Below are 12,483 nucleotides of genomic sequence, written 5' to 3'. Positions count from 1 at the left end.
ATATGTCCACCATACCCGAACGACACGATATACCCGACGCTCACAAATGGGACCTGTCCCCCATGTTCGCCGACGACGCGGCCTGGGAGACCCTCTTCAGGGAAACCGAGGCCAGGATTTCAGGCTACAAAACCTACCAGGGCCGCCTGGGAGAATCGGCCTCGGTCCTCAAGGAGGCCATCGATTATGACCTTTCCGTCAACCGGTCCCTGGAGCTTCTCTACACCTACGCCCACCTGCGCAACGACGAGGACAAGACCAACCCCGACTACGACGGCCTCTTTCAGAAAGCCGTGAACCTGTACGCCCGCATCGCCCAGGCCTCCAGCTTCTTCACCCCCGAGGTCCAGGCCATCGACAGCGCCACCATGGAAGGGTTCCTTGCCCACAAGGAGCTGGCCGACTACCGGTTCTTCCTGGAGAAAATCCTGCGCTTCAAGCCCCACACCCGAAGCGAAGAGGTGGAGGAGCTGCTGGCCATGTCCGCCGAGGCCATGGCAGCCCCCTCCCGCATCTTCAGCCAGCTGGACAACGCGGACCTGCGCTTCGGCACCATCCAAGACGAGACCGGCACCCCCCACGAGCTCTCCCACGGGAATTTCATCGCCTTTCTCATGAACCCGAAGCGCGAGGTGCGGAAAAACGCCTTTGACACCTACTATTCCGCCTACGAGGCCCACAAGCACACCATCGGCGCCTCCCTTTCAGCAGCCATCAAAAAGGACCTGTTCATCTCCAAGGCCAAGCGATTCGACGCCACCCTCTCCCGTGCCCTGTTCACCGACAACGTGGACAAAGAGGTCTACACCGGACTCATCGACAGCGTGCGTAACGGCTTTGCCCCCCTCTTCGACTACCTGAACCTGAGGAAAAAAGCCCTGGGCGTCGATGCCCTTCACATCTACGACACCTATGTGCCCCTGGCCTCGGACGTCACCTTCCACATGGACTACGACGAAGCCGTGGAGGTCACCCTGGCCGCCCTGGCCCCCCTGGGCACGGCCTATGTGGACACCTTGAAAAAAGGGCTCACCGGCGGCTGGGTTGACCGGTATGAAAACCGGGGCAAGCGAAGCGGGGCCTACTCGTCTGGCTGCTACGACTCCAACCCCTACATCCTGCTCAACCACGACGCCAACAGCATCAACAGCCTCTTTACCCTGGCCCACGAAGCGGGCCATTCCATGCACTCCCACTACTCCCGCACCACCCAGCCCTACATCTACGGGGACTACACCATCTTTGTGGCCGAGGTGGCCTCCACCTTAAACGAGGCCCTCCTCGGCCGATACCTCCTGGAAAAATACAAGGGGGACAAAAAGATGGAGACCTACATCATCAACCGGGAGATCGACAACATCCGGGGGACCCTCTACCGCCAGACCATGTTTGCCGAGTTCGAGATGCGTATCCACGCCATGGCCGCCGACAACCAGGCCATCACCCTGGAAACCCTCACCGACCTGTACGCAAGCCTCCTTGCCGACTACTTCGGCGACACCCTTGTCGTCGACGAGGCCCTGAAGCTGGAGTGCCTGCGCATCCCCCACTTCTACTCCTCCTTCTACGTCTACAAATACGCCACGGGCATCTCCGCGGCCCTGGACATTGCAGGGCGCATCATCAAAGGAGAAGAGGGGGCGGTCTCCCGATACATGGAATTCCTCACCCTGGGGGGCAGCATGTTTCCTGTGGATGAGCTTCGCGTGGCCGGTGTGGACATGACCCGCCCTGCCCCGGTGAACAACACCATCGCCCATTTCGGGGGCCTGGTGGAGCGTTTAAAAGCCCTTCTGGCCTGATCCGTGTCACACAATCCCCCCCGGCCCCCGGGCCGGGGGCATTCCACGTCTCCCTGTTCCATCCCTGTGTTCCTTCTCGCATCCATCGGCATTTTCAGGTATAGTGTTTCTAATCATCCCTTTAAAAATCATCAGGGCCCGCCCCGTCACCCGCCACCGGCCAATGCGCCGAATGCCATGGGGGACAGCCCCATACGCCTGCGAAAAAACGCCATACCCAGCCAGGAGGTACCCATGGACGCCATCAAGCAGGAGCGCCGTTTCAACAGATCTGAAACACGCCAGGAATCCCTGACCAATCTTCTCAACTACACCAAAATTTACGGAGGGTTCGCCCACGCCATCATCCTGCGCAAGGGAGAAGTCGTTGCCCGCTCGGACCAGGCAGACCAGACACCGCGCATGAAGGACATCGCCCTGATCCTGGAAAAAACGGCCGGGTACCTCTCCAAGGCGGCCACCTATCCCGACATCCAGACCATCACGGCCCAGACCTCCAGGGGGGACAGCGTGGCCTGCTACTTTTTCAAGGCGGACAACGGGACCCCTTGCGCCATCGTGGTTCTCTCCAAAACCCGCATCCCCCCTTCCGCCGACAAAATCTTCGCCCGGGCCGCCAACGGCTACGAGCGCATCCTGCGGAGCACCACAAGCTGAAAAAAGCCCGTTTGCCGTGCTCCGGCCCGTTGTGCGGGGCCATGGCCGCCCCTCTGCCCCACCGCCTGTTCAGGCAACCTGCCCGTTTTCCCCTTTTTTTTCCAATATTCCCTCTTGAATCAAACCGCCCGAGTATGCTTTAAAGATGAGGCATTTACACGTCATGTTCGGTATCCCGATTCAAACCACCTCGCTCACACCGACCCACAGAGCCGAACCCACGGGACCAGGGAGACTTGTATGATAGAAGTAAACCAGGAACGCCGGATCAAACGCTCAAACAACCAGAGAGAAGCCCTCGACAACCTGCTGGACTACACGCGGCTCAAAGGAGGATTCAGCCACGCCCTTATCGTCGATGACGACGGAGAGCTGGTGGCGGCATCCACTCCCAGGGGCAACGCCGCATCCATCGGCCCCATGGCCTGGGTGCTCCAGCGGACCGCGGCCACCCTTTCAGCCCCGTGGACTTTACCCAGGCCGAAACCGTGATCATCCAGGTCTCCGAAGGCAACAGCCTGGCCTGCCACTTCATCCGGGGCCGGATCACCGGGGCCATCCTTGCCACAGGCCAGGGAAAGCTCCCCCCCTCCACGGAAAAAATCCTTGCCGGTGCCGCCGAGAGCTACCTCCGCATCATGACAAAACGCTGAAGGGTCGCTGGCCATCGTCTGTCCGTGCGCCGCAAAACATCCGTGTTTAAAGTCCCCGTCCTGTGATATAGGACCGATCAAAACCGTTTTTTCTTGCGACACAACCACCAGCAACCCCAGAGACAGACGCAGCAACCATGGAACAGCCCCCCTTACTGACGCCCATCGGCACCGTGCACTCCTGCTTCACCGAAAAATTCGGCGTTCCCCGGCAACCGGGCATCGTCGCCGAAGCCGTGGGGCACATCGAGCTCATCCCCCCGTACAACCGCGCCGAGGCGGTGCGTGAGCTGGAGGGGTTCTCCCACATCTGGGTAATCTTCTTCTTTGACCGGTCCACCCGGGGAGAGTGGAAGCCCACGGTGCGGCCACCACGCCTGGGGGGCAACAAAAAAATCGGGGTCTTTGCCTCCCGATCCAATTTTCGCCCCAACCCCGTGGGTCTCTCCGTGGTGCGCCTCCTGTCCGTGAGCGAGGAGAAGGGAAAAATCCTTATCCACGTCAAGGGCCTCGATATCCTGGACGGCACCCCGGTTCTGGACATCAAGCCTTACATCCCCTATGTGGACGCCGTTAGCGATGCCACCGGAGGATTTGCCGCCCACAAGCCCGAACCGAAGCTTTCGGTGAGCTTTTCCCCGGAAGCAGAACAGGCCCTGGCAAGGCTCTCGGAAACCGCCTACCCCAACCTCAAGGGGATCATCACCGGGGTGGTGGAGCAAGACCCCAGACCGGCCTATTACGACGCCCGGAAAAAAGATGCCTCCTTCGGCTTTTGCCTCTGGGACCTGAACATTCGCTGGAGCGCCGAAGGCACCCACGCCACCATCACGGAGATCACCCGGTGAGAGATCCTTTCCCATGGGACGATGACCACGACCCGGATGAGTCCCCGAAGCGGCCCCAGAAAATCACCGACATTGACTACAGCGAAAAGCGCCCCGGAAAGGCCGACATCTTTCTGAACGGGAAAAAAGCCTTCAGCATGAACGCCTTTGACGCCGCCCTTTTGGAGCGCGGCTCTGTCATGGACCCCGCCGAGGTCAAAAAAAGGGCCTTTGAAGACGAAAAGCAGCGCTGCTGGGCCAGCACCCTGCGCCTGTTGGGGGTTCGCTCCCGGAGCCGGGCCGAGCTCATGCGCCGCCTCCGGGAGAAAATTTGCACAGACGAGCAGAGCTCTCCCTTGACCGGGCCGAAAAGGCAGGCTTTATCAATGACGAGGCCTTTGCGCGGGAGTGGATCGACTCCCGCCTGAGAAACCAGCCCAAGGGGCGCTACCTGCTCAAGCAGGAGCTCCGGCTCAAAGGAGTCGATGAAGCCCTCGTCGACCGCCTTCTTGAAGAGGGCCTGGACGAAACCGCCGCCGCCCTCACCCTGCTCCGCAAAAAAGCATGGAAGTGGAAAAAAGCCGAGCCCGCTGTGTTCAAGCAAAAGGCCTATACCTTTCTGGCCGGCAAGGGATTTACCTTCGACATCACACGGGAAGCCGTCGACCAATTCCTCCGGGAGAAGGAAGAGGGAGAGCTGGAATAAGCGCTATTCCTACCCTTACTGTTTCCTCTTTTTGCTTTCAGCCCCACTCGGAATCCATGCCTATTTTCCTTGCTCTTTCACCCCTTGATTGGTATGCATGATGATTTGATCCACACAACGTGATGCGGGGTGGCGCCTTTCGTGCGCCTCAAAAATAGTACGGTCGGTAAAGAGCCAGGTGCCCGACTGGTGCGGCAACACGGTTTGACCCCGCGCAGAGCATAAAAGCGATTTTTACGGGTCCGAATATTTTCCCGGACCCGATTTTCACGGTTCAAGGGGGCAACAATGGAATTTGAAAGTGTTCTGGAGGTTCAAGAGAGGCTGGAGTCCCAGCGGTATATCTCCTCTCGGGAGATTGCAACGGTGGTCTACCTGGCCGTGGCCATGGAAAAACCCATCCTGGTGGAGGGTCCTGCTGGGGTCGGCAAAACCGAGCTGGCCAAAAGCATTGCCAAGGCCCTTGAACGGCCCCTGATCCGCATGCAGTGCTACGAGGGCCTGGACGAGTCCAAATCCCTGTACGAGTGGGAATACGCAAAACAGCTCCTCTACACCCAGATGCTCAAGGACAAGATCAACGACATCGTCTCGGATACCACCAGCCTGGCAGGGGCCGTGGATGAGATCGCCGCCCACGAAGACGCCTTCTTCTCGGAAAAATTCATCCAGACAAGGCCCTTACTCACCGCCATCAAGTCCGAAGAGCCCGTGGTGCTCTTGATCGACGAGATCGACAAGTCCGACCCCGAGTTCGAAGCCTTTCTTTTAGAGCTCCTCAGCGATTTCCAGATCTCCATCCCGGAGATCGGCACCATCACCGCCACCACCAAGCCCATCGTTTTTCTGACCTCCAACAACTACCGGGACATGAGCGACGCCCTCAAGCGACGCTGCATCCACCTCTTCATCGACTACCCCAACATCGAAACCGAGATGGACATCGTGCGCATCAAGCTCCCGGACATCGACGAGACGCTCCTGGAAAAAATCGTCACCATCGTCGCCAAGATCCGAGACATGGACTTGAAGAAAAAACCGTGCATCTCCGAGACCATCGACTGGGCCACCGCCCTTCTCACCCTCCAGATCGAAGACCTCTCCCCGGAGATCGTGGCCACCACCTTGAACCCGCTGCTCAAATACAAAGCGGACTACGAGCTGGTGAAACGAAACATCTCCGATCTGTTGCCCAATTAGAAACAGGTGATAGGTAATAGGTGGCAGACCGGCATTTTCCTTCGCTTCTGCGATGGGTATATCAATGACCGAATCACCGAGACAATAATAACGGGCGCAGCCCGTCAGCGCATGTGACGAACCTGAGGAACGAGGGGGAGGAGCATGTGCGAACCTGGGATGCAGGGGATGTATCCCCTGCCGCTGGAGGCATCCATGGTCAATCTGACATTACGATTTGTAAACTGTTGCCGGGCAGCGGATTTAAGGGTCTCCACCGCCGAGGTGCTGGATGTGGTCCGGCAGCTGGCCATTGTGGATCCCTTTGATGAGTTTCAGTTCTACACGGTGCTGCGGACCAACTTTGCCAAGAGCCACCGGGACCAGGACCGCTTTGACCGGCTCTACAACCTCTTTTTCCATGAGATGCAAAACGACCTCACCGGGGTGGAGGTCACGCCGGAGAGCCAGGGATTCGATGAGGTCGTCGCCCGCCTGGCCGAAGAGATGGAGGCCGACGGAGACGCCATGAGACAGGCCATCCTCGACTTCATGGCCGGAAAGCCCCTGGACTACCTGGACCTCATCAACAAGCTCCACACCCAGGAAGAGCAGGCCGCCACCGGCCTGAAGTCCAACATGACCCAGCTCTCCAGCCGCCTGGAGGTGATGCTCAAGATCAACCAGATGAAGGAGAAGGTGCTCCAGTTCCTCGGGGGCAACCACGCCGTGGTGGACGACTCGGTAAAGGCAAGCATCGAAGAGGAGTTCACCCGCCGCTTAGAGAGCGCCTACGACATCCTCACCAAGGAGCCCAAGACCAAGAACTCCGGCCTCAAGACCGTGGCCCACAACGAGGAGCACTACGACGAAATCGGCCAGGTCCCCTTCTCCTCCCTCTCAGACGACGAGATCGAAGAGGTGCGGGACGTGATCCGCCAACTGGTGAAAAAACTCGAAGAGATCGCCACGCTTCGCTACTCTGTGGCCAAGAAAGGGGAGATCGACGTCAAGAAGACCTTGCGCCGGGCGGGTAAATACCTGGGCATTCCCATCGAAATCATCCGAAAGGACAAGCCCCTTCGGAAAGGGAAAATCGTGGTGCTCTGCGACGTGTCGGGCTCGGTGTGGTCCACGGCCCGCTTCATGCTCAACATCCTGTATGCCCTGCAGGAGTGCTTCAGCAAGGTAAAGAGCTTTATCTTTGTCTCGGAGCTGGCCGAGGTCACCGACCACTTTATCGAAAAAGAGGTCAACGACGCTATCGAGGCCATCATGAAGGACGCCCCCATCAACTACTACGCCCAGACCGACTACGGCATGGCCTTCCAGACCTTCAAGAACGACCACCTCCAGGATCTGGACAAAAAAACCACCCTCATCATCATCGGCGACGCCCGCTCCAACTACCAAACGCGACCACATGAGCAACTCCGGGACAAGTGCCACCGCATCATCTGGCTCAACCCCGAACAGGAGAAACCCATCGAGCCGGAGAGGAACTGCAGATGTACACCTACAAAGCCCACTGCCACGAAGTCCGCGCCTGCGGCAATTTGAATCAGCTTGTCGATTTTATTCAGGAGTTGGTGCTTTAAAAAACAGGCAATAGAAGAGAGAGAAATAGGTTATAGGAGATAGGTTGTCGGTACGTGCGAATCCGGTCCAACATCCTGACGCCGACCGCCATGCGTCACACGGTAGGGTGCGGCTCCCGCACCGCCTGATACCACGAAGACCAACTGCGCGGCTACGCCCTCACCAGAACCACCGTGATGTTGTCCCGCCCCCCATGCCGGTTGGCAGCAGCCACTAACGCCTCGGCCTTCCACGCCATCTTTTTCTTTTTTCCCAGGATCCCCATAATCTCCTCTTCGGGCACCATGTCCGTCAAGCCGTCGCTGCACAAAAGGAGAAAATCGCCGTCTTCAAGGGATTCGGTATCCATGAAAAGATCGTCCTCAGTGATGGTTTCCCTTACCACCAGGGCCTTTGTGAGGACATGGCTCCGAGGGTGGGTGCGGAGCTCTTCCCTGGTAAGGGAGCCGTTTTTGTAGAGGGGCCAGATCTCGGAATGGTCTTCGGTGAGCTGGCGCAGGGTACCGTTTCGAAAAAGGTAGGCCCGGCTGTCGCCCATGGAGACGAGGCTCAGGAGCCCGTCCCGCACATGGGCGGCCACAAGGGTGGTGCCCATGCCCTTGTAGGCGTCATAGGCTTCAGCCAGGGCGTAAAGCCGTGCGTTGGTCTCGCAGGCCAGCTCCGCCAGGCGACGAACCGGCGGAATCTCTTCCTTGGGATCCCCATAAAAATCCCGGGCCAGCCACCCTGAAGCCAGGCTGCTGGCCACCTCTCCTGCCTGGCCGCCCCCCATGCCGTCACACAGAAGGTAGAGCCTGCCCCCCGCGTCAATTTTTTCCTCCGTGATCGCCCAGGTGGCATCTGCCTCGGGGATAAAAAACGAATCCTCGTTGTGGGTGTACTTTTTCCCGATATCGCTTTTGGCCGCATGGAGAGAAGCCTCTCCCTTCAAAAAAGAAAACATAACGCGTCCATCTCTCTGATCTGCCCACGGCCAAAAAAACCATAGGAAATCCGAACCATTCAGTCCCCGGCAGGGCCGCTCGAGGCAAACGGGTGCTGAACAGCAACAGCCCCTGTCTTCACCAACACCCCACGCCCCTATCTCCTATTACCTATTACCTACTTACTGCCTCACACCTTTTTCCCCCAGATATAGATTCCGTTCAGGGTTTTTTGGTCTGTGACGTACCTGCCTTTTCCCCAGCTGAAGTCGAGCTTGATTTTGAGGCTGATGCCGCACGGGGTGGTCTTTGTGCCTTTGAGTTCGGCCCTGAGCCACTTTCGCCCTTTGTAGCTGTCCGTGGTGGGCTTTTTGGCAACGGTGACCTCAAACCCGTTGTCTTTGAGAACCTTTAACCAGTCGTTGTAGGATTTGTCGTGGTCAAACCCCATGGCCACAAGGCTCTCGTGGAGCATGTCGCCTTTGCTGAAGGGCAGGTAATCCACCACGCCGGAGTCTTTGTCGTACCAGAAGTCGATGCCGTCCACGGTGTAGTAGAGATAAGGCTTGCCCGTGTCGTCGTCGATGCTTTTGCACTGCACACCCGCGGCCCGTAAGTCCCTTACCGTGCTGACGCCCAGGGTGATGCCGTTCATGGGAAAGAGGCAATCGTCCGTGTTTTTCTCCAGGGTCAGGTGAAGCTTGGTGTCGCCCTTTCCATCCAGGGTAACGGATCGTGAGGCAACCCTGTAGGTTTCGGCGCTGGCCACCACCGTGTAGCGCCCCGGTTCCATGCGCATGCCCGGCGTATAGGTCGCCTTGGTTCCCTTGATCCGAATATCGGCATGTTCAGGCGTGGTGGTCACGTAAAGGCGAGGCATGGCAACCAGGTCGATGGAGAGTGCCTCGGCTTTGCCGGCCGTAAGGGTCACCTTGCGCTCCACGGGCATGTGATTCTCAGCGGTCACCAGCACCTTGTAGACCCCGGCCTTGAGCCGGACCCCGGGGCTGTATTTCTCTTTGATACCCTTCAGGATGACCCGGGCGTCTTCGGGCTGGGTCGTCACGGTGAGGCTGGCGTAGGGCTCCAGGCGAAGACTCACACGCATCTCGCCGCCCCCTTCGGTGATCGCCACCGATGAGGACGCCGGGATATACCCGTCATGTGTCGCACGGATGTCGTAGGTGCCCGGCGTCAGCCGGATACCCGAGAAAAAGGCGGGGCGGATATTCGTGATCTTTACCTCTGCGCCCCGGGGCTCGGTCTCCACAAAGAGACGGCACCCATCCAGCAGGGCATCGGTGTCATAGGCCACAATCCCTTCGGCCCTCTCCGGGTACTTGCCGATGAGCTCGTTCCAGGCCGCGGCCTGAAGGCTTCGTCCTTCCTCGGTGGCAACCAGCCCCTTGTAGGTAGCGATGTCCTCTTCCAGGCGTTTTCTGGCCCAGGCCTCCTTTTCCTCAATGAGGGTGGCCATGGTTTCTGCCTTGGCTCTTTTCTCCTTGATCAGGCCCAGCATGGCCTTGGTGCTGTCCCCTTCAAGGGGTTGGCCCGAATCCATGCGGGCCTTCATGTCGCTCACCGCGGACGAAAGACTGGAAATCTCCTCCCGGCAGGCGGCAATCTTGACGTCCTGCTGCTCTGGAAAAGAGAGGGTTGCCATGTCCACTGCCCCTTGGGAGTTTTTTTTCTCCGCAACGGGATCCGACGGATCACCGCCGCCCAGGAGGGCAAATCCAGCAACTGCAAGGACAACCACAACGAGAACGGCTGCCACGAGACCGAGATTTTTCTTGCCTTTGGGTTCCTGAGACCCAGCGGCATCGGCGTCGCGTAAGGGCCCCGATGCAGGTGCAGGAGAGACCTCCTTGCCCTCAAGGGCTGCCAGCACCTCGTCAAAACTCCGAAACCGTTTCGAGTACTCCTTTTCCAGGCACCGAAGGACAAGGGCATTCATGGGCGCACTGGCCCCTTGCAGGGGCGGCACGGGTTCGTTGAGGATCTGATGCTCGATGGCGCCCTTGTGAAAGGGGGGATGGCCGGAGAGAAGCTCGTACAGAAGGGCCCCGAAGCTATAAATATCGGACTCACGCCCCACGTCCCGTCCCCTCACCTGCTCCGGTGCCATATAGAGAAGGGTCCCGGACGAACTGGAGTTGGCGATGCGGCTCATGGAACTTTTGACGGTTTCGGAGATGCCGAAATCCGTGACCTTGGGGGTGCCGTCCGTGGTGACGAGGATATTCTGGGGTTTGATGTCCTTGTGGATCACCCCCTTTTCGTGGGCGTAGGCAAGGCCCCGGGCGATGCCCTCGGCAACCTTTGCCACCTCGGCTTCCGGGAGCGTTTTGTCCGGGGCATCCATCTTCACCTCGGTAAGGCTCTTGCCGTCCACGAACTCCATGTCGATGTAAGTAACGGCCCCCCGGTCCTGGAACTCAAAAATTCGCACAATGTTGGGGTGGTTGAGCTTGGCCATGGTCACGGCTTCTTTGCGGATGCTCTCCATGGCCTCGATGTCCGAGGCCACGGCCTCGGGCAGCACCTTCAGGGCCTTGTCGCACTCCATCTTTCGGTCATGGACCCGGTACACCGCCCCAAAGCCCCCCTGACCGAGCTTTGCCTTGACTTCATAGCGATCATCGATCATATGCCCTTCAGGCAGCTGCTCCAGGTTCACCACGCCGTAGGCAGGGGCCCCTTTCACCACCGTCTTGTACGGATCCACCGCCCCGGTTCCGCCGCCGTCTCCCCCTGCCGCCGTGGATCCCACCGGCGTGCCACAATGGATGCAAAACTTTCCCCCAGCATCCAACTCCTTGCCACACGAAGCACAAAACGCCATCACCCCTCCAGTATCCCATATAAAGTTGACGCATCACTAGTACAAAAGAGCCTCCGGCGGCCCTGCCGGGGGCCAAACTTTTGAAAAGTTTGACAAACAGGCCTTGATAGCTTTGGCATGAATTCCAGCTATTTTGACTGTTCTAATTTTTCTGCTCACTCTCTTCGTTTTCTGCCCCTGCGGGGCAGAAAACGAAGAGAGTGAGCACCCGGAAAGTTTTTTGCGGAGCTTTTTTTCAAAAAAGCGACCCGCCGGAGGCAGCTTTTGGTACCAACGAGCCATAGAAGGTAAACTGTTTAGCCCCAGCACGATGCCCTATCCACCCGCTGTGATCACCCAGTTCACCGGCCAGTTCCCCCGATTTTTTTTGAGCAGCACCCCGTTTATCCCACGCTTTTCGTCGGTGTAATGGTAGCAGCCGTCGGCCACCTCGACCTTGTAATGATCGTAGGCCGGGTCCGGGGCAAGGGTCAGGAGTCCGTCGAGTTTTCGGATATAAAGGACCTGGTCCCCCTCATAAAGAATGGTGTACTGATTCCGAAGGGACTCAAAAGAGGCCGGATCGCCGTTCTTAAGGCACTCCTCCTCGTCCAGGATGGCCGTGAGGCGAAAGGCAAAAAGGCCCGGGCCTTTTTCCAGGGTAAAGGTGAAACTGCCCGCGATGTTGAACTCCCGGACGTCGTACAGGGGCACCTTGCCGATGCGATCGGGGCTGCGGTTGATGTAGGTGCCGTTGGAACTGGAAAGATCCTCCAGAGATCCTTTTGGGCCGTCGATGCGTCCATGGCGAGAGGAGACCCAGGCACAGGTGATGGGAATATCGTTGTCCGGCGCCCGTCCGATAGTGACCCCTTTTCCGGGCCGGAAACGGTAAGTGAGACCTGTCATCTTCTCCTTGATCACCAGCTCTCCGCTGTATCCCAGATCCCGGGCCACGGCCCCTTTCATGGCAAACCACTCATCCATGGAGCCGCCGCAGGACGAACAGATTTTCGCCTCGGCTCCGAGCTGCTGTCCGCACCAGGGACAAAAAAACAAAGCGCCCCTCTCTTTTTTGTAAAGGTCGCCCCCGCACCAGCCGCAAAATGCCGATTCTTTTGCCGCGGGCTTGCCGCAGCCGCAGCAGTACACCGGGTTCTCACAGACCGGCTCGGCAAAGCTCCCCACAATGGTCTTCATGGGTGCCTGGGCTCCGCAGGCCGTACAATACAGGTGAAGCGCCTCGACCTTTTCACCGCATGTCTCACAAAATTGACTCATGATATCCCTTATGGAAAATCCCCCGGCGGCCC

General features: G+C 58.6%; 11 protein-coding genes. 8 read left to right on the top strand and 3 right to left on the bottom strand.

Annotated features, from left to right (window positions below):
- Positions 1 to 2 precede the first annotated feature (2 nt).
- The 8 genes from pepF to ACOYW2_RS02635 all read left to right on the top strand — a co-directional run bounded on the left by pepF (position 3) and on the right by ACOYW2_RS02635 (position 7,384).
- Positions 3 to 1,802, top strand: coding sequence for an oligoendopeptidase F (pepF, locus tag ACOYW2_RS02670; RefSeq protein WP_482415097.1), 1,800 nt, complete (start codon positions 3 to 5; stop codon positions 1,800 to 1,802).
- A 234-nt stretch (positions 1,803 to 2,036) separates the two neighbouring features.
- Complete coding sequence (locus ACOYW2_RS02665) at positions 2,037 to 2,459, top strand: hypothetical protein (RefSeq protein WP_482415096.1); 423 nt, start codon at positions 2,037 to 2,039, stop codon at positions 2,457 to 2,459.
- A gap of 240 nt (positions 2,460 to 2,699) precedes the next feature.
- A complete protein-coding gene (locus ACOYW2_RS02660) occupies positions 2,700 to 2,951 on the top strand; it encodes a hypothetical protein (protein WP_482769300.1) in 252 nt (83 codons plus the stop codon).
- Positions 2,948 to 3,112, top strand: a complete 165-nt coding sequence (locus ACOYW2_RS02655; RefSeq protein ID WP_482769299.1) for a hypothetical protein — start codon at positions 2,948 to 2,950, stop codon at positions 3,110 to 3,112. Before ACOYW2_RS02660 ends, ACOYW2_RS02655 begins: the two co-directional genes overlap by 4 nt.
- Before the next feature lie 137 nt (positions 3,113 to 3,249).
- Positions 3,250 to 3,960 (top strand): tRNA (N6-threonylcarbamoyladenosine(37)-N6)-methyltransferase TrmO, encoded by a 711-nt coding sequence (tsaA, locus tag ACOYW2_RS02650; RefSeq protein WP_482415094.1) that lies wholly within the window; start codon positions 3,250 to 3,252, stop codon positions 3,958 to 3,960.
- A gap of 310 nt (positions 3,961 to 4,270) precedes the next feature.
- A complete protein-coding gene (locus ACOYW2_RS02645; RefSeq protein WP_482769298.1) occupies positions 4,271 to 4,645 on the top strand; it encodes a regulatory protein RecX in 375 nt (124 codons plus the stop codon).
- A 288-nt stretch (positions 4,646 to 4,933) separates the two neighbouring features.
- Positions 4,934 to 5,845, top strand: coding sequence for an AAA family ATPase (locus ACOYW2_RS02640; protein ID WP_482769297.1), 912 nt, complete (start codon positions 4,934 to 4,936; stop codon positions 5,843 to 5,845).
- Positions 5,846 to 6,040: 195 nt separating this feature from the next.
- Positions 6,041 to 7,384 carry a vWA domain-containing protein gene (locus ACOYW2_RS02635; protein ID WP_482769296.1) on the top strand — a complete coding sequence of 448 codons (1,344 nt, stop codon included), beginning with the start codon at positions 6,041 to 6,043 and terminating at the stop codon, positions 7,382 to 7,384.
- 190 nt (positions 7,385 to 7,574) lie between these two features.
- Here ACOYW2_RS02635 and ACOYW2_RS02630 read toward each other — a convergent pair whose 3' ends face one another.
- The 3 genes from ACOYW2_RS02630 to ACOYW2_RS02620 all read right to left on the bottom strand — a co-directional run bounded on the left by ACOYW2_RS02630 (position 7,575) and on the right by ACOYW2_RS02620 (position 12,451).
- Positions 7,575 to 8,366 carry a protein phosphatase 2C domain-containing protein gene (locus ACOYW2_RS02630; RefSeq protein WP_482415090.1) on the bottom strand — a complete coding sequence of 264 codons (792 nt, stop codon included), beginning with the start codon at positions 8,364 to 8,366 and terminating at the stop codon, positions 7,575 to 7,577.
- A gap of 170 nt (positions 8,367 to 8,536) precedes the next feature.
- Positions 8,537 to 11,119, bottom strand: coding sequence for a protein kinase domain-containing protein (locus ACOYW2_RS02625; protein WP_482769295.1), 2,583 nt, complete (start codon positions 11,117 to 11,119; stop codon positions 8,537 to 8,539).
- 387 nt (positions 11,120 to 11,506) lie between these two features.
- On the bottom strand, positions 11,507 to 12,451 hold the full coding sequence (locus ACOYW2_RS02620; protein ID WP_482415088.1) for an FHA domain-containing protein: 945 nt from the start codon (positions 12,449 to 12,451) through the stop codon (positions 11,507 to 11,509).
- Positions 12,452 to 12,483: the final 32 nt, after the last annotated feature.

The sequence above is a fragment of the Desulfoluna sp. CLI2B genome (assembly GCF_056847375.1).
This window is presented reverse-complemented; position numbering and strand designations above follow the sequence as displayed.

What these genes read in the sequence shown, in the direction of transcription:
- pepF (WP_482415097.1), top strand. Translation starts at nt 3, where the DNA reads ATGTCCACCATACCCGAACGACACGATATACCCGACGCTCACAAATGG.
- ACOYW2_RS02665 (WP_482415096.1), top strand. Translation starts at nt 2,037, where the DNA reads ATGGACGCCATCAAGCAGGAGCGCCGTTTCAACAGATCTGAAACACGC.
- ACOYW2_RS02660 (WP_482769300.1), top strand. Translation starts at nt 2,700, where the DNA reads ATGATAGAAGTAAACCAGGAACGCCGGATCAAACGCTCAAACAACCAG.
- tsaA (WP_482415094.1), top strand. Translation starts at nt 3,250, where the DNA reads ATGGAACAGCCCCCCTTACTGACGCCCATCGGCACCGTGCACTCCTGC.
- ACOYW2_RS02640 (WP_482769297.1), top strand. Translation starts at nt 4,934, where the DNA reads ATGGAATTTGAAAGTGTTCTGGAGGTTCAAGAGAGGCTGGAGTCCCAG.
- ACOYW2_RS02635 (WP_482769296.1), top strand. Translation starts at nt 6,041, where the DNA reads ATGGTCAATCTGACATTACGATTTGTAAACTGTTGCCGGGCAGCGGAT.
- ACOYW2_RS02630 (WP_482415090.1), bottom strand. Translation starts at nt 8,366, where the DNA reads ATGTTTTCTTTTTTGAAGGGAGAGGCTTCTCTCCATGCGGCCAAAAGC.
- ACOYW2_RS02620 (WP_482415088.1), bottom strand. Translation starts at nt 12,451, where the DNA reads ATGAGTCAATTTTGTGAGACATGCGGTGAAAAGGTCGAGGCGCTTCAC.